Annotated in this window: 21 protein-coding genes; 6 read left to right on the top strand and 15 right to left on the bottom strand. The window is 64.5% G+C overall.

The annotated features are described in order from the left end of the window. Window positions 1-10: 10 nt before the first annotated feature. The 8 genes from E1748_RS26875 to E1748_RS26840 all read right to left on the bottom strand — a co-directional run bounded on the left by E1748_RS26875 (window position 11) and on the right by E1748_RS26840 (window position 8,957). A complete protein-coding gene (locus E1748_RS26875) occupies window positions 11-952 on the bottom strand; it encodes an ABC transporter permease (RefSeq protein ID WP_133650296.1) in 942 nt (313 codons plus the stop codon). Then, the gene (locus tag E1748_RS26870) at window positions 945-2,144 is read right to left on the bottom strand and encodes a quaternary amine ABC transporter ATP-binding protein (RefSeq protein ID WP_133650295.1); all 1,200 of its coding nucleotides are present in this window, start codon (window positions 2,142-2,144) and stop codon (window positions 945-947) included. Before E1748_RS26870 ends, E1748_RS26875 begins: the two co-directional genes overlap by 8 nt. Further along, window positions 2,141-2,497, bottom strand: coding sequence for an NIPSNAP family protein (locus tag E1748_RS26865; protein WP_133650294.1), 357 nt, complete (start codon window positions 2,495-2,497; stop codon window positions 2,141-2,143). The genes E1748_RS26870 and E1748_RS26865 overlap by 4 nt, the downstream gene beginning before the upstream one ends. Then, a complete protein-coding gene (locus E1748_RS26860) occupies window positions 2,494-3,339 on the bottom strand; it encodes an alpha/beta fold hydrolase (protein ID WP_133650293.1) in 846 nt (281 codons plus the stop codon). Before E1748_RS26860 ends, E1748_RS26865 begins: the two co-directional genes overlap by 4 nt. Before the next feature lie 3 nt (window positions 3,340-3,342). Beyond that, window positions 3,343-4,419, bottom strand: a complete 1,077-nt coding sequence (locus E1748_RS26855; RefSeq protein WP_133650292.1) for an LLM class flavin-dependent oxidoreductase — start codon at window positions 4,417-4,419, stop codon at window positions 3,343-3,345. Between the two features lie 50 nt (window positions 4,420-4,469). After that, entirely contained in the window at window positions 4,470-5,981 is a 1,512-nt protein-coding gene (locus tag E1748_RS26850) for an aldehyde dehydrogenase (RefSeq protein WP_133650291.1), read from the bottom strand. Between the two features lie 12 nt (window positions 5,982-5,993). Further along, window positions 5,994-6,983 (bottom strand): flavin reductase, encoded by a 990-nt coding sequence (locus E1748_RS26845; protein ID WP_133650290.1) that lies wholly within the window; start codon window positions 6,981-6,983, stop codon window positions 5,994-5,996. A gap of 153 nt (window positions 6,984-7,136) precedes the next feature. Further along, complete coding sequence (locus E1748_RS26840) at window positions 7,137-8,957, bottom strand: helix-turn-helix domain-containing protein (protein ID WP_133650289.1); 1,821 nt, start codon at window positions 8,955-8,957, stop codon at window positions 7,137-7,139. 148 nt (window positions 8,958-9,105) lie between these two features. Between E1748_RS26840 and E1748_RS26835 the strand changes: the two genes are divergently transcribed. From E1748_RS26835 to E1748_RS26825, 3 genes are all read left to right on the top strand, one after another. Continuing rightward, a complete protein-coding gene (locus E1748_RS26835; RefSeq protein WP_133650288.1) occupies window positions 9,106-9,696 on the top strand; it encodes an amino acid synthesis family protein in 591 nt (196 codons plus the stop codon). Window positions 9,697-9,907: 211 nt separating this feature from the next. Further along, the gene (locus E1748_RS26830; protein ID WP_133650287.1) at window positions 9,908-10,852 is read left to right on the top strand and encodes a 2-hydroxyacid dehydrogenase; all 945 of its coding nucleotides are present in this window, start codon (window positions 9,908-9,910) and stop codon (window positions 10,850-10,852) included. A gap of 156 nt (window positions 10,853-11,008) precedes the next feature. After that, a complete protein-coding gene (locus E1748_RS26825; protein WP_133650286.1) occupies window positions 11,009-12,169 on the top strand; it encodes a serine hydrolase domain-containing protein in 1,161 nt (386 codons plus the stop codon). 8 nt (window positions 12,170-12,177) lie between these two features. Here the strand turns inward: E1748_RS26825 and E1748_RS26820 are convergent, their stop codons facing one another. Beyond that, the gene (locus tag E1748_RS26820) at window positions 12,178-12,570 is read right to left on the bottom strand and encodes a carboxymuconolactone decarboxylase family protein (RefSeq protein ID WP_133650285.1); all 393 of its coding nucleotides are present in this window, start codon (window positions 12,568-12,570) and stop codon (window positions 12,178-12,180) included. 97 nt (window positions 12,571-12,667) lie between these two features. Between E1748_RS26820 and E1748_RS26815 the strand changes: the two genes are divergently transcribed. Beyond that, complete coding sequence (locus E1748_RS26815) at window positions 12,668-13,060, top strand: VOC family protein (RefSeq protein WP_133650535.1); 393 nt, start codon at window positions 12,668-12,670, stop codon at window positions 13,058-13,060. Between the two features lie 22 nt (window positions 13,061-13,082). On the opposite strand, the gene E1748_RS26810 is transcribed toward E1748_RS26815, so the two are convergent. The 6 genes from E1748_RS26810 to E1748_RS26785 all read right to left on the bottom strand — a co-directional run bounded on the left by E1748_RS26810 (window position 13,083) and on the right by E1748_RS26785 (window position 18,818). After that, window positions 13,083-13,484: a hypothetical protein gene (locus E1748_RS26810; protein ID WP_133650284.1), complete on the bottom strand. Its 402-nt coding sequence runs from the start codon at window positions 13,482-13,484 to the stop codon at window positions 13,083-13,085. An 84-nt stretch (window positions 13,485-13,568) separates the two neighbouring features. Next, window positions 13,569-14,237, bottom strand: coding sequence for an RraA family protein (locus E1748_RS26805; protein WP_133650283.1), 669 nt, complete (start codon window positions 14,235-14,237; stop codon window positions 13,569-13,571). Further along, window positions 14,234-15,274 (bottom strand): amidohydrolase family protein, encoded by a 1,041-nt coding sequence (locus E1748_RS26800; RefSeq protein ID WP_133650282.1) that lies wholly within the window; start codon window positions 15,272-15,274, stop codon window positions 14,234-14,236. The genes E1748_RS26805 and E1748_RS26800 overlap by 4 nt, the downstream gene beginning before the upstream one ends. A 38-nt stretch (window positions 15,275-15,312) precedes the next feature. Then, window positions 15,313-16,632, bottom strand: a complete 1,320-nt coding sequence (locus E1748_RS26795; RefSeq protein WP_133650281.1) for an MFS transporter — start codon at window positions 16,630-16,632, stop codon at window positions 15,313-15,315. Between the two features lie 146 nt (window positions 16,633-16,778). Beyond that, a complete protein-coding gene (locus E1748_RS26790) occupies window positions 16,779-17,678 on the bottom strand; it encodes a LysR family transcriptional regulator (RefSeq protein ID WP_133650280.1) in 900 nt (299 codons plus the stop codon). Window positions 17,679-17,777: 99 nt separating this feature from the next. Further along, a complete protein-coding gene (locus E1748_RS26785; protein WP_133650279.1) occupies window positions 17,778-18,818 on the bottom strand; it encodes an alpha/beta hydrolase in 1,041 nt (346 codons plus the stop codon). 423 nt (window positions 18,819-19,241) lie between these two features. On the opposite strand from E1748_RS26785, the gene E1748_RS26780 reads away from it, so the two are divergent. Continuing rightward, window positions 19,242-20,768: an amidase gene (locus tag E1748_RS26780; protein WP_133650278.1), complete on the top strand. Its 1,527-nt coding sequence runs from the start codon at window positions 19,242-19,244 to the stop codon at window positions 20,766-20,768. Beyond that, a complete protein-coding gene (locus E1748_RS26775) occupies window positions 20,746-22,029 on the top strand; it encodes an NAD(P)/FAD-dependent oxidoreductase (RefSeq protein WP_133650277.1) in 1,284 nt (427 codons plus the stop codon). The genes E1748_RS26780 and E1748_RS26775 overlap by 23 nt, the downstream gene beginning before the upstream one ends.

Here is a 22,029-nt window from a genome sequence, read left to right as displayed (position 1 = left end):
CAATGGCTCGTTACACCGCTTCCTTCGGATCGTGCGGATGTGCCGCCCCCGGCGTCCCACGCCCACCGACAAACAGCCGCGCAATCGTCGACAGCAACGTCGAACGCGTGCCGGGCCGCGGCTGCGCGAGCTTCTGCGTGATCCGGTCGAGCATCATCGCGAGCAGTACGATGGCGATGCCGCCGACCGCCGCCTGCCCGACGTCGAGTCGTCCGAGCCCCTGCAGCACGACAAGCCCGAGCCCTTCCGCGCCGATCATCGCGACCACCACTGACATCACCATCGCAGTCAGCACCGTCTGGTTCAGGCCGCCGAGAATCGTCGGAATCGCGAGCGGCAACTGCACTTCCCACAGCAACTGTCGACGGTCCGCGCCGAACGCGAGACCCGCCTCGACGATTTCGTGATCGACCATCCGGATGCCGAGCTGCGTGAAGCGGATCAGCGGCGGCATCGCGGTGATCACCACCGCGACTTCGCCCGGCACCGTACCGACGCCGAACAGCATCACGACGGGCACCAGGTACACGAACGTCGGCGTGGTCTGCATGATGTCGAGAATCGGTCGCACGATGCGCCACACGCGATCGCTGCGCGCACAGCAGATGCCGACCGGAATACCGATCACCGCGCAGAACACGATCGCGGTCGCGATCAGCGACAGCGTCGTGATTGCATCGGACCACACGCCGAGCGCCGCGATCGCCACGAGCCCGAGCGCGCTGAACACGCCGATGCCGAGACTTGCGAGCCGCCACGCGATCACGAATACAAGCAGCACCATCAGCGGAAACGGCAGCGCGTGCAGCATGCTGTCGTTGAAACCGAGCAACCGTTCGACCGGCCATTTGATGACCAGAAACAGCGGCCGCAGATGCAGCGCGATCCACTGCACGCCCACCTGAATCCACTGGGCGATCGGCAATACCGCAAGATCGTCGGCTTTAAACATGGCGTCCTCCGTTCGTATCCGCTGCCGCAGCCGCTCCAATGCGCGCGAGCATCTGCCCCATCTCCAGCCGGCCGACCAGCCGCCCCGCATCGTCGACGACACCGATCGGACCGTCGGCACCGCAGCGTCCCGCAACGTCGACGAGCCGCATGTCCGAACGCACGCAGGTAAAACCACCGGCCGGCAGCGGCTGCGGCAGCGCCGCGCCGCCGCGTGCCGCTTCGAGTTGTGCGGCACTCAGCGTACCGATCACCTGCGCATCGCCGTCGACGACGAATGCCGGCCCCGGCGCCCCCGACGCATCACCCATCACGATGCGATCCGGACCGCGCAGAATCTCGACCAGCGACGTCATCACGGAACCCGCATCGAAGAGCCGTGCGCGATCCACTTCGCGCGTGAACGCGGCGACGTAATCGCTGCCGGGTTCGAGCACGATGGACTGCGGCGTACCTTCGCGCACGAGCCTGCCTTCCGACATGATCGCGATGCGCGTGCCGAGCTTCAGCGCTTCCTGGAAGTCGTGCGTGATGAACAGAATGGTTTTGTTGAGCGTGCGCTGCAGCCGCAGCAGTTCGTCTTGCATCTCGGTGCGGATCAGCGGATCGAGCGCGCTGAATGCCTCGTCCATGATCAGCACGTCGGCGTCGGTGGCGAGTGCGCGCGCGAGGCCGACACGTTGACGCATCCCGCCGCTCAGCTCGTGCGGCATGTGATACGCCCAGCGCGCGAGGCCCACGACGTTCAGCACTTCCTCCGCGCGTTGACGGCGCTGCGCAGCCGTCATGCCGCGCAGCTTCAGACCGAACTCGACGTTCTCGATCACACGTCGATTGGGCAGCAGCGCGAAATGCTGGAACACCATCGAGATGCGTTTGCGGCGCACGTCGCGCAGCGCGTCTTCATCGAGCGCGCAGATGTCTTCGCCGTCGAGCAGGATGCGGCCCGCGCTCGGCTCGTTGAGCCGGTTGATGCAGCGCGCGAGCGTCGACTTGCCCGAGCCCGACAGTCCCATGATCATGTACATCGCACCCGACGGCACGTCGAGCGACACGTCGTCGAGGCCGACCACCTGGCCGAGCTTCTCCAGCACGTCGCTCTTGGTTTTGCCTGCGCGCAGCATCGACAGCGCGTCGGTGGGACGCGCGGCGAATACCTTGTACACGTGTTCGATCTTCAAGCGTTCGGTCATGGACCTGTCTCCTGATATGAATCGGCGGAACGCGGCAGCTGGCGCAGCGGCGAAAAATCGGTCGGCACCAGGATGCGGTTTTCGGCCTGTTCGATGTTCTCCGACAGTCGCGGCAGAAAACCCTGCCAGAGCGCATCCTGTGCAAGCTGACGGCGGCGCTGCGCGCGATCCGCGAGATCGGCATACGCCCACAGATGCGTAACCTGACTGAGTGGGCCGATATCGGTCGTGAAATAGCCGAGCAGATGGCCGAGGATCGGCTGCTGGATCGCGAGACCTTCGTCGCGCACGAGCTGCAGGTAGCGGTTCATGCAACCGTTCCTGATGCGATAGATCCGCTCCTCGACGATCATCGCCGCGCCTCCTGTGGTGCGTCAATCAGGAAGCGCCGCATCAGGGTGGCTACCTGGTCGGGCGCTTCGACGAGGATCGAGTGCCGCAGACCCGGCAGGATTTCGAGCTGCGAGTGCGGAATGCACTGGTGCATGAAGTGCGCCATGCGCGGGTTCGAGCCAGTGTCGTCGGCGCCGGTGGCGATCAGCGTCGGCACGCCGATCCGGTCGATCAATCCGCCGAAGTCGGTTTGCGCGAGCACCCGATACGCGGACGCGTAACAATCCGGGTCGTTCTCCGCGTTGCGCTTGCGCAGCTGCGCGACGAGTTCCGGATGACGTTCCTGAAACGCCTCGGTAAGCCAGCGCGACAGCGACGCGTCGTAATGCGCGCCGCGATCGCCGGCCTGCAATGCAGCGAGCCGCGCGGCAACGCGCTCGCGTTCGTCCGGCGTGCGTCCCGCGACGGTCGCAAGCAGCACAAGGTGCGTCAACGCATCGGGACGCGTGAGCGCGAGCCGCTGCGCAATCAGTCCACCAAGCGAAAAGCCCGCGAGCGCGAACCGTTCGAAGCCCGCATGTGCGGCCAGCGCAAGCACGTCGCCGACAAAATCGTCGATCTCATAGCGTCCTCTCACCTTCGACGACCGCCCGTGACCGCGCAGATCGAACGTGAGAATCCGGCACGCGTCGCCGAGCCGCGCTGCGACGCCGTCCCATGCCTCGAGATACGAACCGACGCCGTGCACGCACACCAGCGGCAGCGATCCGGTGCCCTGCAGCCGATAGTTCAGTTCGACACCGCGCACGTTCAGCACACGGCAGTCGTCGTGCGGCTCGATGGAGAAAGCGTCGGGCTCCATGCGTCAGTACCCGGCCGTAGCAACACGTGACTCGCGCGTGCGCTCAGCAAAATGCGGCATCACCTCGTCGATAAAAAGCCGCAGCGTCTTCATCTGCAATTCGAACGGCAGGTTGAACGACAACCCGAGGCAATACTGATCGACGCCCTGCGCCTCGTAGATCGCGAGCTTCTCGATCACTTCGTCCGGCGTGCCGAACATCAGATTGTCGCGGATGCTCTGCGGATCGTAGTTCGCACGATTCGCGACGGTCTCGTACGGCACCGCTTCGGGAAAGCCGTTCGTCACCGCGCCGATGTTCTGCATCAGGTTCTCGAACGTGCGCCCGTAATCGACGCTGTGCCGCACCGCGACCTCCCAGTCGTCCGGACGGTCGTACACGCAGGTCCGGCGCTGCATCATGAAGCGTGGCCGTGGATGCTCCGGATGATCGGCCACCGCCTTGCGAAACTTGTCGCCGAGCACCGCGACCTCGGCGGGCGGTGCGGACAGCGGCGTCGACAGGATGTTCGCGCCGATGCCGACGGCCCAGTCGAAGCTCGCCGGATCGCGCGTCGCGACCCAGATCGGTGGATGCGGCTGTTGCAGCGGCTTCGGCACCGATGTCGCGAGCGGAAATTTCCAGTAGTGTCCGTCGTGCTCGTAGTCGCCTTCCCACAGCTTCTTCACCGCGGGCACGATCTCCTTCATGTACGCGACGCCTTCCTGCTGAGGCATGCCGCCCGCCATCCGGTCGAACTCGTACTGATACGCGCCGCGCGCGATGCCGAATTCGAGCCGGCCGCCGGTCAGGTGATCGCACATCGCCGCTTCGCCGGCGAGACGGATCGGCGACCAGTACGGCGCGACCAGCGTCGCGGTGCCGAGCCGGATGCGCTCCGTGTGCTGCGCGAGCCACGTGAGCACGGTGAACGGATTCGGCGAGATCGTGCATTCGATCGTGTGATGCTCGGCGGTCCACAACGTTTCGAAGCCGCCTTCGTCGGCGACGCGCGCGAGCTTCAGCATGTTGGCGGTCACGTCGGACATCGAATCGGTCGGCGAAAAACGCTCCATGCTGAGCGAGACTGCGAATTTCATAGGGCTCTCCTGGCCTGCTGGTTCGGCGCTTGTGTCATTGCATCAACACATCAGCGCAGACGGATAACGAACGGGTCCTGCATCGCACCCGAGTAATCGATCACGACGTTCTTCAGACGCGAGAACTCGCGCATCACTTCGAAGCCGCCGCGACGGCCATAGCCGCTGTGCTTCATCCCGCCGTTCGCCGACATGTACGCGGCCGACCGATACGTGTTGATCCACACGGTGCCCGCATCGACGTTGCGCGCGAAACGCAGCGCGCGATCGATGTTCTGCGTCCAGACGCCGGCGGCGAGGCCGTACTCGGTGTCGTTCGCGAGCGCGATCAGTTCGTCTTCAGTGTTGAACGGCACCACGCCGACCACCGGCCCAAAAATTTCGTCGCGCATGAAGCGCATGCTGTTGCGCGCTTCGGTCATCACGGTCGGCTCGTAGTACCAGCCTTTCGCGAGCGCGGGGTTTTGCGGCTGACGTCCGCCGGCTGCGATGCGCGCGCCTTCCTGCACACCGGATGCGACGTAGTGCTGCACCTTGTCGAGTTGCGCGGCAAGCGCGAGCGGCCCGATGTCGGTGTCTTCCTCCATCGGATGACCGACCTTCACGCGTCGCGTGCGCTCGACCAGCGCCTCGACGAAACGATCGACCATCGGTGCCTCGACGAAGCAGCGCGAGCCCGCGACGCAGCTCTGCCCCGCCGCCGCGAAGATGCCAGACACGACACCATTCACCGCGCGCTCGACGTCGACATCGGAGAACACCACGTGCGGCGACTTGCCGCCGAGTTCCATCTGGCACGGCACGAGGTTCTCTGCGGCGTTGCCCGCGATCTTGCGGCCGGTGCCGGTGCTGCCGGTGAAGACGAACTTCGCGATGCCCGGATGACGCGTCAGCGCATCGCCGGTCGTCGCACCGTCGCCGGTCACGACGTTGAACACGCCAGGCGGAATGCCCGCCTCGATCGCGAGTTCGGCGAGCGCGAGCGTCGATGCGGCCGCGTGCTCGGACGGTTTCACGACGATCGTGTTGCCGATCGCAAGACACGGCGCGAGCGTGCCGGTCAGCATCATCAGCGGCGAATTCCACGGGATGATCATCCCGACCACGCCGATCGGTTCGCGCAGATTGAAGTTCAGCGTGTCGAGCTTGTTGACCGGAATCGTGTCGCCCTGCAGCTTGTCGGCCATGCCGGCGAAGTACAGGTACGAATCGGGAATCGCCCGCATCTGCGCGCGCATTTCCTTCAGCAGCTTGCCGTTGTCGCGACACTCGATCAGCGCGAGTTCGTCCGCATGCGCGAGCACGAGGTCGCCGAGCTTGCGCACCAGCTTGCCGCGATCGGTCTGCGTGAGGCGTTGCCACGCGGGATTCTTCAGCGCGGCTTGCGCGGAACGCACGGCGGCATCGACGTCGTCGGCGTCCGCCTGCGCGAACTGGTACCACGCTTCCGCAGTCGTCGGGTCGTAGCTCGGCACATACTGATCGCTATGCGGCGCGACGAAGCGCCCATCGATAAAAAGCTGCTGACGCGATCCCTGCAGGGTTTCAACGGTTGTCTTCATGAGGTTTCCGAATCAAGGTTGCGGATGCTGGACCCACGGCTGGACCGTGCTCACCATCGCGACGCGGCCGCCGTCGTGCGAATCCACGTAGATGCCGAAGCGGCCGTTCGCGCTTTCGCGCACGTAGCGCCGCAGCATCGAGCGGATCTCGACGGTTGCGATGTCGTCGTAGGGGATCTGGTCCAGTGCGAAAAACTGGAAGCAGTCGGGCAGCGCGCACGCAGCCCGCGATTGCGCGAGACGCGCGCGGTAGATCAGATAACCGGCGTCGTTACCGTCGACGTCGAACACCGAATAGAGGAACGTGTCGTCGGGCAGCAGTTCGAGTTCACCGCCGCCCGGCACCGGCAGCCTGCCGTTCGCGAGACGCCGCGATGCGCTCGGCAGCACCCAGCCGCCCTTGCCGTCTTTCGCGAGCAGCACCGCGCCTTCGGCTTCGATCAGATAACCGGCGGTCATCGCGTGCGATGCGAGCCAGCCCGGCGGCAGCGGGTCCTTCACCTGTGCATAGCGGCCGCGACAAAAACCTAGCGGCGCGGAAGGACTAGTGCCGAACGCCTGCACGCGGCCGATCAGGATCGTGTGATCGCCGGCATCGACGCGGTCGTGTACGGTGCAGTCGAACCACGTGAGGCAATCGGTCAGCACCGGCGCGCCGGTGTGCACGGTGTCGTGATCGACGGTGGCGAATTTGTCGGCGGATTTGGATGCGAACAGACCCGACACATCGGTCTGCTCGGCACGCAGCAGATTCACCGCGAAGTGACCGGCGGTCTGGAACGCGGTCGCGCTCGATGCGCTCTTGCCGACGCACACGAGCAGCAACGGCGGATCGAGCGACACCGACGTGAACGAGTTCGCGGTCATCCCGCGCGGCCGGCCTTCGTCGTCGCGCGTAGTGATCACCGTCACGCCGGTAACGAATGTGCCGAACGCCCCGCGCAATGCGGCCGGATCGATGACGACCGGCTTCTCTGCGACTTCTGCGACTTCGACTTGCATGCCCTTCACCTCGATGCGTGTTGCGGATGAGGTGTAAGTTAGGGGATGTCGAAGGAAGAAGCTTCCGCTGAAACGAAGGAGAAGTTTGGGTGATTAGCCTCGCGTTCGGTGGAGTGAACGCGGCGGCCTGGTAGAAACCTCAGGATGGAAATTTCAGTGCGGAACCGCAGGCGCGCTGCTTTCGATCAGGCTGTGCAGCTTCAGTGCGAGCTCGATTGCGAAGCGCTGCTCCGGCGTTTCGACTTCGATGCCGAAGAGGTCCGCGATGCGCGTAAGCCGGTAACGCAGTGTGGTCACGTGCAGACCCATCGCATCCGCGCACGGCTGGTTGCGGCAGCCCGAGCGCACGTATGCGGCGAGCGTGTCGAGGTACGCGGACGCGTGCTTGCGGTCGTACTCGACCACTTCGCCGATCGCACCATCGATGAAGCTGCGCACGTCGGCGGAATCGGCCGCTCCGATCAGCATCGGTAGCGGGCCCAGATCGGGCACGCCCATCGCGCCGCTGCGGCCGAAGGTCCGCGCGATGCGGATCATTCGCCAGCAGCGTTCCCATTCTTTTGCGAGTGCGTCGAGGCCCGCGCAGGTTTCGCCCGCGACGACGATCGGCTGGCGGCCGAACGAACGGCCTAGCGTTTCGGCGATGCGTTGTGCGAGTTTGCCGATGCGTTCGCTGCCGCTTTTGTCGTTCTTTTGGTCGCGTGCGTTGTCCTGCGGCATGAGGCACACGAGGCCGCCGCCGACAGTGACGATGTGCGCCGCAACATCCTGCTGCGCGGCGAGCAGCGTGACCGTGCGATGGCTTTCCGCCGAAAGATCCGCCGATTGATCCGGCCGATCGGGGAAATCGATCACGAGCATCCGCATCGGCGACGCAAGCGGCAGGCCGAGCCGATGCGCGCGGTTGAGCACATCCTGTTCGTCGCGCCAGCGACGCTCGACGATCTCGAAGAACAGTTCGGTCAGCGTGCGGGTTTCGAAACGGAAGCGGATGACGCTGCGCATCAATTGCACGCTGAGCGCGAAGCGTGCGCTGTCGATGGTCAGCTGCTGCAGGTCGCCGGCATTCAGTTCGCCGAAGATCAGCAGCGCGCCGACGGCTTCGTCGTCGACCATCACCGGTTCGATGCGTGCGTCGAGCGAGAGTTTGTCGCCGATACGTAGAGAGAGCGTGCCGAAGCGGCGATGCGCGACTGCGTCGCGTACGTCGAGCAGGATCTGCCGGCCCGGCGCGCCTTCGAGCATCCGCTGCCACGCTGCGTCGTCATGCTTCGCGGGGAACGGCGACGCCGAACCGACCAGCCGGTTGCCGAAGAAATCGAGGATCAGCACCGGCGCGGTCAGCAGATCGCTGAGCATCTGCGCGAGCGATTCGATCGTGCCGCCCGCGAGCACTTCGTTCAGCAGCGAGCCTTGCGACACGAGCGCGCGGCGCAACTGCTCGGCGGCTGCGGCCTGCGCGCGCTGACGATGCGCGCGCTCGATCGCGATCGCGCCAAGGTGCACGATCAACGCCATGAACGACAGGTCTTCGGCGCTGACGTCCGCGACCTTGCGCGCGGCGACGGCCAGCACCATCGGCCGGCCTTCGCTGTCGGCACTTGCCATCGGCAGCACGAGCACCGTGCGATAACCGCGCTCGTGTGCTTCGCGGCGATAGCCGGGGAATTCGACGGATTCGCGCGCGTCGCGGATGTAGACCGGCTCGCTGCGCTGGAGTGCGACGAGCGCGGGACTCGTCGCGAGTTCCCAGCGGTCTTCGAGCGAACGGGGTAGCAACGTGGTCTCGTAGCGCGCCATCACGAACGCGTAGCCGTGCGCCGCATCGACGGTCATGATCGACCCGAGATCCCATGAGCCGTGCCGACACGCGGCGCGGATCAGGTCCCGCAACACGGTATCGAGGTCGCCGTCGGAATTGATCTGACTGGCGACATCGCGAAGCGCCATTATCCGCGACGATTGATCTGACATTTTCTGCGTGACCGTTGGACTCGCTCAAAATATACGTCATATCGCAGGGAAAAATAAAAGATCCATCCAGCGAACCGGCGGAAGACTCGTCCCTTTTGCATCGATAGCATGCATTCCATCCCTTCTACCCATCATGGAGAACGCGGCAATGGAAACAGGACTTCGCAAGATTTCGACGTTTGTCGAGGAAACGCTGATCGAAGGCGGTCGACCCGCTGAGCGGCCGATCACGACGGTGGTCGTCGCGGCGGTGTTGCGGAACCCGTGGGCGGGTCGCGGGTTCGTCGAGAACCTGCGGCCCGATATTCTGCGGCTCGCGCCGGCGCTTGGCGCCGAGATGACGCGTCGCCTCACTGCGATCATGCCGGCCGAACGGGTCGAGGCATACGGCAAGGCGGCGACCGTCGGCGTGAACGGTGAGATCGAGCACGGCTCCGCACTGATTCATACGTTGCGCTTCGGCAACCTCTATCGCGAAGCGGTTCAGGGGACTGCGTTTCTTAGCTTCACGAATACGCGCGTCGGGCCTGGTGCGCTGCTGTCGGTGCCGATGATTCATAAGTCGGAAACGGGCAAGCGGTCGCACTTCATTACGGCGACGTTTCAGATCGCGGATGCGCCTGGGGCGGATGAGATTCTGATTGCTATCGGGGCGTCGGATGGCGGGCGCGCGCATCCGCGGATTGCCGATCGCTATCAGGATATGGCGGAGATGGAGGCGGAGAAGGCTGGGGGGTGAGGGGGTTTTAGGCGCGTCGGCGCTTCAGACTGTAATTGATGCACGACGCGCAACGTGCGTGCTGCGTAGGTGTGTGCGCAGGTGTTACGTTCATACGTGAGCGTGAATGCCTGCGCACGTACATGCATGAGCGCGTATGTGCGTGAATACGCGCGCGTGTCGACGCGCGCCTAATCGCACGCGTAACTGTCTCTTGCCGGATCGCTCACCCATGTCAGACCCGATCGCACTCGTCAGCACCCTTCGCCCCGATCAGGAAGCACGTTACCGATCTTCTCTCGCGGCCGCGATGCCCGAAGAGCAGATCGTGCCAGCGCGCGAACTAACGGCTGCGCAGCGCGAACGCGTACGAATTGCGATCGTCGCGAATCCCGATCCAACCGATCTCGCCGCGCTGCCGAATCTCGCGTGGCTGCATAGCCTGTGGGCCGGTGTCGAACAACTTGTCGAGCGATGGCCGAAGGACGGTCCGCCGATCGTGCGTCTGATCGATCCGGAGATGTCGCGCACGATGGCGGAAGCCGTGCTTGCGTGGACGCTGTACCTGCATCGCGACATGCCCGCGTACCGGCAACAGCAGCACGCGCGCGTCTGGCAGCAGCACGACTATCGCAAGCCGTCGTCGAAGACGGTCGGCATCCTCGGCCTCGGTGCGCTCGGCACGACGGCGGCGCAACGGCTAGTCGATGCGGGCTTCGGCGTGCTCGGCTGGAGTCGTTCGCCGAAAACGCTGCCCGGCATCGAGACACTATCGAAAGCCGACGGTCTCGACGAACTGCTGCGCAGAAGCGATATCGTCGTGTGCCTCGTGCCGTTGACAGCCGACACGCGCGGCCTGCTCGACGCGCAACGTCTGCACGCGATGAAACCAGGCGCAGCGCTGATCAACTTCGCGCGCGGCCCGATCGTCGTCGCCGACGCGCTGCTCGCCGCACTCGACAGCGAACATCTGTCGCACGCGGTGCTCGACGTGTTCGACGAAGAACCGCTCGCCCCGGACTCGCGTTTCTGGTCGCACCCACGCGTGACCGTACTGCCCCACGTTTCCGCGCCGACCGATTTCGACACGGCAGCGGCTGTCATCGCGGCGAACATCGCGCGCTATCGGACCACCGGTGTCGTGCCGCCGGGCGTCGATCCGGCGCTTGGCTATTGAAGCGCTTTTCATTTCATCGACGATAAGACCGTCTTCTGGAACGCCAGGCTGCCGGACGCACTGCATGCCTGCGCTACACTTGACGACCCAACGGAGCACAAGTCCAGCGGGCTTATCGTGCCGCGCATGCAAGCGGCGATGAACGGAGAGCGTCCCATGACAGGCTGCGCCGTGAACGGCTTCGTGTCCGACCGCTTCGCTGCGGTACGCGATATTTTCGAGGCCAACTTTTCTGAAGCGTCCGATGTCGGTCCGGATCTAGGCGCGTCGTTCTGCGCGACCGTCGAAGGCGAGACCGTCGTCGATCTGTGGGGTGGGTGGGCCGATGCGCAGAAAACGCGACCATGGGAGCGCGACACGATCGCCAACGTCTACTCGACCACGAAGACGATGACCGCCCTCACCGCGCTGCTGCTCGCCGATCGCGGCGAACTCGACTTCGCCGCGCCGGTCGCGAAGTACTGGCCCGAGTTCGCGGCCAACGGCAAGGCGCGGATTACGGTTGCACACGTGATGAGCCATACGTCGGGTTTGTCGGGTTGGCGCGAACCGTTCAGCGGCGCGGACTACTACGACTGGGACAAGGCGACGCGTCTGCTCGCCGCGCAGGCGCCGTTGTGGGAGCCGGGCACCGCGTCGGGCTATCACCCGTACACGTTCGGCTTTCTGATCGGCGAAGTGGTGCGGAGGATTACCGGTCGATCGCTCGGCACGGTGTTTCGCGACGAGATCGCCGAGCCGCTCGACGCGGACTTCTGGATCGGACTGCCCGCGTCCGAGGATCATCGCGTCGCGGATTTGATCCCAAGCGCACGTCCAGCCAACGCACCGGAAGTGAGGCTCACCGAGATCCAGCGCAACGCGTTGCTCGACTCGCTTCCCGAACCCGATGCCACGCTCACGCGTGCATGGCGCGGCGCCGAAATTCCAGCGGTGAACGGACACGGCAACGCGCGTTCGATCGCGCTGATCCAGTCGATCGTGGCGAACGGCGGCAGCGTGAACGGCAAACGGATTTTGTCGGAAGCGGGCTGCCGACGCGCACTCGAACAGCAGATCCAGGGCCCGGACCTCGTGATGACGGGAATCGACGTGCGCTTCGGACTCGGCTACGGCCTCGCGCCGTGTGCGCTGTTCAAGCCCGTGCCGCCGAACCCGGACACGATTTTCTGGGCGGGCGGCGGCGGATCGCTGATCGTCGTCGACCTGAACGCGCGTGCCACGTTCGCGTTTGCGATGAACCGGATGAGGCGCACGCTGATTGGTGATGAGCGGTCGTTCAGGTTGATTGAGGCGATGTGGGAAGCGATGCGGTAGGCGCGACCCTACTCAAACGCGGCATCCACCGGCACCCGATACCCCACCGCCAGCCGGTTCGTCTCATTCGCCATCCCGACGACCGCAAGCAGCTCACCGAACATCTCGTCCGTCATACCGGCGCGGCGCGCGGCGGCCGTGTGGCTCGCGACGCAGTACGTGCAGTTGTTCGTCACGCTCACCGCGACATATAGCAGTTCCTTGACGAGCGGGTCCAGCGTGCCCGGCGACATCACGTCCTTCAGGCTGTCCCATGTGCGGGCGAGAGTCGGCGGATGCTGCGCGATGTACTTCCAGAAGTTGTTGACATCAGGCACGCCGCGCGTTTCCTTGATGTCGTCGTACACCGCTTTGACTTCCGGCGCGGCATCCACGTATTCGACAGGCTTCTGCTGGCTCATGACTTCCTTCTCCAATGACAGATCGACGAGCCTGTAGACTACAGGACATCTCCGCATGCCAGCCATGCAGCACAACCTGTCCGCAGAAAAAATCATGATGATTTCCCACGTATTCGTCGGCATCACCGACTTCGATCGCGCGTACGGTTTCTATGCGCCGCTGATGCAGACGCTAAAGCTCACGCAGAAATTCTGCGATCACGACAGGCAATGGGCAGGATGGATATCGCCGGATGCGCCGCGTCCGCTGTTCGTGATCAGCAAGCCGCAAGACGGCAACGAGGCGAATCGCGGTAACGGTCACATGCTCGCGCTGCTCGCTCGCGACCGCGACACCGTCGATCAGGCACATGCATCCGCACTCGCGCACGGCGGTTCATGCGAAGGGCCACCGGGACTGCGGCCGCACTATCACCCGAACTACTACGGTGCGTACTTTCGCGATCCGGACGGCAACAAACTCTGCGTGTGCTGCCACGATCCGGTTTAGTACGACGCTAACCGGTGAGCAGTTATAGCGGCACGTCTTCGATCAGAATCGAACGCAGCGCGCGAATCCGCCGGTCGACGAAATACCCGCCACCTTCCGTATAGCGCAGATAGAGACGGCTGCACGACGTGCAGCGCCACACCGAACAGCGGTTGTACGGGAAGTAGCGCGGCGCGATCGGTGCATCGATGGACCAGTAGTTCGTCCCGGCAGGCAGATACTCGCTGAACGTCGGCTCAGGTTCCGCGCCGGGTTCCGGCGATACCAATGTACCGATCTCGATGAGCTGCGTTTCGTCGAGCGACAACGGCTGCGACTGCCAGCCATCGAGCGGGGTTTTTGTGCACGTGCATGGCGTGCTGGCCGCTTGCTCTACTTGCTGTACAAGTTCGCGCAGCGCAGCGGCGTCGAGATATTCCGGCATGAAGGGTCTACGTTCCCGCGAAATTCAGAGGAAGGTTCAGCACGCGACTCTACTCCGTTCGCGTGCAGCCCATCGTTGAATGGATCAACCCTGCATCATCCGGTCGCGCTGCGGAATCACCCACGAACGGTCGAAGCGATCGTGCGCGATTGCGTCGAGCGCCGCCGCTTCCTTCGCGGCCTGTTTGCGCGCGCCTTCGATCACGGCTTCGACATCGACAGGCGAAATCGCGAGCAGACCGTCCTCGTCGCCGACGATCAGATCGCCCGGCATCACCACCGTCCCACCGACCGTCACCGGCACGTTGATCTCGCCCGGCCCGTTCTTGTACGGTCCGCGATGCGTGACACCACGCGCGTACACCGGAAAATCCCGTTGACGAAGCGAGCCGACGTCGCGGATCGCGCCGTCGATCACAAGTCCCCGCACGCCGATCCGCTCCGCAAAACTCGCCATGATGTCGCCCATCAGCGCCTGCGTGACTTCTCCCTCGCCGTCGATCACGAGCACGTCGCCGGGCCGGCAATAGTCGAACGCGCGATGGATCGCGAGGTTGTCGCCGGCACGCGTACGCACCGTCACCGCCGTGCCGACAAGGGCCTTCGGTTGATGAAACGCGCGCAAACCGACGATCCCGCTCGAGCGCGCCATGTTGTCGCTCAGCAGCGACACCGCCAGTTCGCGCAAGGCCTCCAGCGTCGCCGTGCTGGCCTGCGGCGCGGATTCGTATTCGCGCCATCCGATCGGGTTCATGCCGTCGCTCCTTCTGCGGACCGTTGCCGGTCCAGTTGCTGCGTGAGCCGCGCGTACACCGCGCGCGCGTTGTCTTCGTAGATGCGCTGGCGATCGTCGGCACTCAGCCATTCGATCGCGTCGATATAGCGGCGCGTGTCGTCGTAGTAGTGGCCCGTTTCGGGATCAATGCCCTGCACCGCGCCGATCGTCTCGGACGCGAACAGAATGTTCTCGACCGGAATCACCTTCGCGAGCAGTTCGGCGCCCGGCTGGTGATAGACGCAGGTATCGAAGAACACATTCTTCAGCAGATAGTCGCGCAGCAGCGGCCGCTTCATGTCCTGCGCGAGACCGCGATAACGTCCCCAGTGATACGGCACCGCGCCGCCGCCGTGCGGAATGATGAAGCGCAGCGTCGGGAAATCCGCGAACAGATCGGCGGTCAGCAACTGCATAAACGCCGACGTGTCGCCGTTGATGTAGTGCGCGCCCGTCGCATGAAAGTTCGGATTGCACGACGACGACACGTGGATCATCGCGGGCACATCGAGTTCGACCATCGCTTCGTACAGCGGATACCACGAGCGATCGGTGAGCGGCGGCCCGGACCAGTGTCCGCCGGACGGATCCGGATTCAGGTTGCAGCCGATAAAACCCAGTTCCTGCACGCAACGCCGCAGCTCCGCGATGCAGTTGTCCGGTGCAACGCCCGGCGCCTGCGGCAACTGGCACACGCCGACGAAGTTGCGCGGAAACAGCGCACACACGCGATGCACGAGGTCGTTGCTTTCGGCCGACCAGTGTTCGTTCGCCTGCGCACCCGCGAGGTGATGACCCATGCCCGCCGCGCGTGGCGAGAAGATCGTCACATCAGTGCCGCGTTCGCGCTGGATGCGCAGCTGGCCGTTTTCGATGCTCGCGCGGATTTCGTCGTCGGTGATCGTGGGCCTCGGCGGAACCGGAGTGCCGTCTTTCAGCGCGGCGATCTGCTTCGTCCGCCACGCTTCGTGCTGTGGCGGTGAGGTCGTGTAGTGACCGTGGCAGTCGATGATCATGTGTGGTGTTCCGAGGTTACGTGGATGCGTAGATACGTTCAGGTATGCGTGGCCGGATCGCCGGTGAGCGCTGCAGCTTCTTCGTCGCGCGGCGTCACGCGCATCACGAGCGCGATGATCGTCGCGACCACGAGAAACGCCGCGATGGTCAGCAACGCGAGCTTGAAATTGCCCGTCGCGTTGCGCACGAGGCCGATGCTCCACGGTCCGACGAGGCCGCCGAACTGCGCGATCGTGTTGATCAATGCGATCGTCGCGGCGCCCGCGGCACCGGTTCTGAACGACGACGCGAGACTCCAGAACAGCGGATTGCCCGCGTAGATGAAGAGACCGGTCACGCACAGCAGCACATATGCGATCAGCGGATTCGGCGCGTACGCACTGCCCGCGATCGCGAGCGCACTCATTCCGTACACGAATGCGAGATGCTTCTTGCGGTCGCCGGTGCGGTCGGAACTGCGGCTGATCAGAAATGTGCCCAGCACGCCGAGCAACGGCGGCACGGCGGACAGAAAGCCGACCTCGATGTTCGTCGGATGACCGAGACTCTTGACGATCTGCGGCAGCCACAGAAACAGCCCGTAGATGCCGACCAGCGCGCAGCCGAACAGGCACGCGAGGCTCCACACGCGGATGTCGCTCGCGACGCGCAGCAGCGGGTAATGCGTGTTGCCGCCGAGCGCCGCGCGCTCCGCCGACAGTGTCGATTCGAGCCAGCGCTTTTCGTCGTCGGCGAGCCAGGTCGCGTCAGCGGGACGTTCGGTCATGATGCGCAGCGTGACGAGGCCGAGCAGCATCGCGGGCACGCCTTCGAGGAGGAACATCCATTGCCAGCCCTGCAGACCGAGCGTGCCATTCGCGTAGGTCATCACAACAGTGGAGATCGGTCCGCCCAGCACAGCGGAAAACGACCCCGCGATGATGTAGCCGCCGACGGCCCGCGCGCGATAGCGCACCGGAAACCATTGCGTCAGGTAGACAGCGACGCCCGGCAGAAACCCCGCTTCCATCACGCCGAGCAGAAAGCGCAGCACGTAGAAGCTCGAATCGTTGAACACGAACGCGGTCGCCGCCGCGACGGCGCCCCACGTCAGCAGGATGCGCGCGATCCAGCGACGCGCGCCCACTCGATGCAGCAGCAGGTTGCTCGGCACTTCGAGCAGCATGTAGCCGAAGAAGAAGATGCTGCCCGCGAAGCCGAACACGGCAGGACTGAAACCGAGCTGATGATTCATGTCCAGCGCGGCGAAACCGATGTTGATCCGGTCGAGATAATTGAAGAACATCATCGCGAAAAGCAGCGGCATCAGCCGCTTGTAGACCTTTCGCATCGTTGCTGTTTCGTCGAAGGACGTCATGCTGTCTTGTCTCCTGTCCCATGCCGCAGCGGCCGTGACCGGGGCGGCGTTCTTATCGTATGTACGCTCCGGAAAGAGCAATCAATAATAAGAACGGCAGAGCGACGCGTCCAAGACGAGTTGCTTATTCTTCTATCGGATTTTTCTTATAGTGTGCCGTCCGCGAGCGGCGCGGGCAGACAGCCGAGAAAGGCGCGCAGATGCGGCGATTGATCGTCGGTGCGGAAGGTCGCGGCCAGTGTCGAGCGGTACGACGAACCGGGGCCGGTGAGATGGCGAAACACGACGTCGGTGCGCCCATGTCGCGCGACCGATTCGCCGATCAGCGTCACGCCGAGCCCCGCTGCGACCAGCGCGATCGCGGTCTGGATTTCATAGGCCTGATGCGCGACGACAGGCGTCACGCCAGCGTCGCGATACAGCGACTGCACCGAGCGCTTGAACTGCGCGTTCTGATGCTTCGGATAAAGGATCAACGGCGTATCGGCGAGTTCGACGATGCGGATTTTTTTGCGCGACGCGAGCGGGTGGCCCGGTTCGAGCGCAACCATCACGCGCTCGCGCAGCAGCGGGATCGACGTGCAGCCTGGAATCGCGAGCGGTTGGCGGCCGATGCCGACGTGAATGTGCATGTCGCGTAGCGCGTCGGTCTGCTCTTCGGTGAGCATTTCGAAGAGCTTCAGTTCGACCTGCGGATACGCGTGATGAAACGCCTTCAACGCGGGCGGCAAAATGCTGTACATCGCCGAACGCGTGAAGCCGATGCTGAGCCAGCCGCGCCGGCCGATGCCGATCTCCTGCGCGGCGATGCTCGCCTGTTCCCATGAACCGAGAATCTGCCGTGCTTCGGTACACAGATAGTGACCCGCTTCGGTGAGGCGCAGCGGCCGTCGTGCGCGATCGACCAGTTGCGTGCCGAGTCGTTCTTCGAGCAGACGGATCTGCTGACTCAGCGCCGGCTGCGCGATGTGCAGGCGCTCGGCCGCGCGGCTGAAGTTCAGCTCTTCGGCAAGGATCACGAAGCATTGCAGCGCCCGCAGATTCATCTCGACGGTTCCGGTTTCCGCTTGGGTGGAGGATGTCTTTACTGCTCTTCGGGCGGTGCCCGAAAAGCAGTCATGGTACATCCTTCACCGCGTCGTCGATCAGAACCGCGCGACGTCGAGCACCGCATCGGCGAACGCCTTCGGCGCTTCCTGCGGCAGGTTGTGACCGATGCCACCGGTAATCGTCCGATGCGCGTAACGGCCGGTGAATTTCTTCGCGTATGACGCAGGGTCCGGATGCGGCGCGCCGTTCGCATCGCCTTCCATCGTGATCGTCGGGACGCCGATGGTCGGCCCTGCCGCGAGGCGCTTTTCGAGCGCGTCGTATTGCGACTCGCCCTGCGCGAGACCGAGCCGCCAGCGATAGTTGTGAATCGTGATCGCGACGTGGTCCGGGTTGTCGAAGGCTTTCGCGGAGCGGTCGAATGTCGCGTCGTCGAAGTTCCATTTCGGCGATGCAGTCTGCCAGATCAGTTTCGCGAAGTCGTGTCGATTGGCTTCGTAGCCGAGACGGCCGCGCTCGGTTGCGAAGTAGAACTGGTACCACCACGCGAATTCCGCTTTCGGCGGCAGCGGTGCGTGGTTCGCCTCCGGGCTGCCGATCAGATAACCGCTCACCGACACCAGCGCCTTGCAGCGTTCGGGCCACAGCGCGGCGATGATGTCCGCAGTGCGCGCGCCCCAGTCGTAACCGGCGATCACCGCCTTGTCGATTTTCAACGCATCCATCAGCGCGATGATGTCGACGGCGACGACCGCTTGCTGCGCGTTGCGCATCGTATCGGCGGAGAGAAAACGCGTCGTGCCGTAGCCGCGCAGATACGGCACGATCACGCGATAGCCTTGGGCCGCGAGCAGCGGCGCGACGTCGACGAAGCTGTAGATGTCGTACGGCCAGCCGTGCAGCAGGATCGCGACGGGACCGTTGGCGGGCCCCGCTTCCGCGTAGCCGATGCTCAGCGTGCCGGCATTGATCTGTCGCAGATCGCCGAACGAAGCGTTCGACGCACTCGATACGCCGTGCGAACCCGATGCCGACTGCGCATGCGCGAGACCCGCGAGGCCCAGCCCCAATGCGCCGATTCCGACCGAAGCGGTTCCGAGGAAGTGACGGCGACGAGCGTTGATCTGGTCAGACATGCGAACTCTCCTGTCGATCGCGGTTAACGCCTCTGGCGTGTGCCGCGGTCCCGTTTAAATGATTGCTGCTGGACTCGATGGATCGACGGTACAGCGTGGATCGTGTGCTGCGGTTCGTCGAAGTGTGTCCATGGTGTCTCCACGGACGCCAGCGAGCAAGAGCAACAAAGTTCACATATCGTTGTTTTACGGGCAACGCACAGTGCGAGGGCTCGCCCGTCACGCGTGACACGCCGGCCACCTTGCGGATCGTCCCGTTTCTGGGCATTCGTGCTACCAAGCCGTTATCCTTCGATGCTGACGCTGTGCGTTGTCTCCGCGTTTCTCGCGATCCTCGTCGCCAGGCACCCCGTGCCGACGATCTGGCTGCGCGACCGGACCGGCGAAGCACTCGATTGAACCTTGCCAGGAGAACATCCCGTCATGAATGAATCCGCTGATCTGCCCGGCCACAGCGCCGTCGATTTGCGCCGGATGATCGGCGCGAAGGACATCTCACCGGTAGAACTGCTCGATGCGTGCATCGCGCGCATCGAAGCGATCAACCCCGCCGTGAACGCGATCACCGCCACCTGTTTCGACGCCGCGCGCAGCACCGCGAAGGCCGCAGAGCGCGCCGTATTGAACGGCGAGCCGCTCGGCCTGCTGCACGGCCTGCCGCTGGGCGTCAAAGACCTCGAGGACACTGCCGGTCTGCTCACCACCTACGGCTCGCCGATGTCGCGCGGCAATGTGCCTTCGCACGACGCGTTGCTGGTCGAACGCCTGCGCGCGGCCGGCGCGATCCTCGTCGCGAAGACCAACGTGCCCGAACTCGGCGCGGGCGCCAACACGCGCAACCCTGTGTGGGGCGCGACCGGCAATCCGTTCAATCCGGAACTGAACGCAGGCGGTTCATCAGGTGGCTCCGCCGTCGCGCTCGCGTGCGACATGCTGCCGGTCTGCACCGGCTCGGACACGGGCGGGTCGCTGCGCATTCCGGCGTCGATCTGCGGCGTGGTCGGCTTCCGGCCGTCGGCGGGGCTGGTGCCCAATTCGCGGCGGCTACTCGGCTGGACACCGATCTCGGTCGTCGGTCCGATGGGCCGCACCGTCGCCGAAACCACGCTGCAACTGGCCGCGACCGCCGGCCTCTCGACCACCGATCCGCTCAGCTACGAAGTCGATCCGCTTTCGTTTGCGATGCCCGCGCCGCTGGATCTGTCGTCGCTGCGCGTGGGCTACACCGAGGACTTCGACAGCTGCGACGTCGACGACGATATCCGCGCGACGTTCCGTTCGCGCATCGCCGCAATCGCGCCGCTGGTCCACACGTGCGAGCCGGTGACGTTCGATCTCGGCGATGTGCACCGCTGCTTCGACGTGATTCGCGCGGAGAGTTTCGTCGCCGGACTGCGCGATGCGTATGCACGCGACCCGAACGCGCTCGGTCCCAACACGCGCTCGAACTACGAGATGGGTGCGAAGATGTCGCTCGCGGACAGCGCGTGGGCACAGACGGAACAGACACGCATTTTCCGGCGCTTTCAAGCCGCGTTCGAACGCTACGACGTGATCCTCTCGCCGACCACACCGGTCTCGCCATTCCCGTGGCAGGAACTGTACGCAGCGCAGATCAACGGACGTGCGCAGGAAAACTACTACCGCTGGCTCGCGCTGACGTACGTCGTCACGCTGACGACTCACCCTGCGCTGTCGCTGCCGTGCGGCGTCGATCACGCGGGCATGCCATTCGGTTTGCAGATCGTCGGTCCGTTTCACGGCGACCGCAAAACGCTCGCCGTCGCGCATGCGTTCGAACAGGCCTTCGATGCAGTGCCCGCACTGCGCCGCCCGCGTCCCGATGTGACGAAGCTCACGCAGCCGACGCCGTCGCTCAAATCGATCGTCACTGCGCCTCCCATCCTCGACTCGACCGGCGAAAGCAATGCCGGTACGTCGGCGGTTTAACTCCCGGAGGCAGGCAATCGTGGCAAACAGATTCGATACCGTCGTGCTCGGCGGCGGCGTGGTGGGTGTGTCGATCGCCGTGCATCTGCAGCAGCGCGGCCGATCGGTCGCGCTCGTCGACCGCAAGCAGCCGGGTAACGAGACGTCGTTCGGTAACGCCGGACTGATCCAGCGCGAAGGTGTCTATCCGTACGCGTTTCCGCGCGAGCTCGGCACGCTGCTGCGCTACGCACGCAACCGCTCGACCGACGTGCGCTACGACCCGAGCGCGATGCTCGCGTTCGCGCCGTTTCTCTATCGCTACTGGCGCAACTCGCAGCCGGCCCGTCATGCCGCGATCGCGCGCTCGTATGCGACGCTGATCGAGCACTGCGTCACCGAACATCGCGCGCTGGCGGACGCCGCCGGCGCGAGCGCGTTGATCCGTCAGCAGGGCTGGATCAAGGCGTTCCGCAGCACCGCGAAGCGCGACAAAGAGACGCGCGCGGCGGAGCGCTGGAACCGCGAATTCGGCGTCGCGTTCAAGGCGCTCGACGCCGCGCAATTGCAGCAGGTCGAGCCGGCGCTTCGCGGATCGTTAGCCGGAGCCCTGCACTTCACTGCCGCCGATTCGGTCAGCGATCCGAACGCACTTGTGTCCGCGTATGCGCGTCTTTTCGAGCAGCTCGGCGGACAGTTTCTGATCGGCGATGCGGCGACGCTCGAACCCGGCTGGAAGGTGAACACGGAGCGAGGTCCGATCGAGGCAGGCTCCGTCGTGGTCGCGATGGGGCCGTGGTCCAACGTGATCTCGACGAAGCTCGGTTACCGGCTACCGCTCGCGGTCAAGCGCGGGTATCACATGCACTATGCGACCGTCGGCGACGCGCGGCTGAATCATCCGGTGCTCGATGCCGAGATCGGTTATCTGCTCGCACCGATGACACGCGGCATCCGGCTCACCACCGGCGCCGAATTCGCGCATCGGGATGCGCCTAAAACGCCGCTGCAGCTTGCCGCCGTCGAACCGGTCGCGCGCGAACTTTTTCCGCTCGGCGCGCGCGTCGACGACGAGCCGTGGATGGGCAGCCGTCCGTGCACGCCGGACATGATGCCGATCATCGGGCCGGCGAAGCGGCATAAGGATCTGTGGTTCGCGTTCGGCCACGCGCACCACGGGTTGACGCTGGGCCCGGTCACCGGGCGCATGATCGCGGAGATGATGACCGGCGAGGACACGTTCGTCGATCCGACGCCGTTTCGCGTCGAACGGTTTTTGTAG

Origin of the sequence: Paraburkholderia flava (genome assembly GCF_004359985.1) — a bacterium.
GTDB lineage: Bacteria > Pseudomonadota > Gammaproteobacteria > Burkholderiales > Burkholderiaceae > Paraburkholderia > Paraburkholderia flava.
Note: the sequence above shows the minus strand (reverse complement) of the source record. Positions and strands in the feature narration are given on the sequence as shown.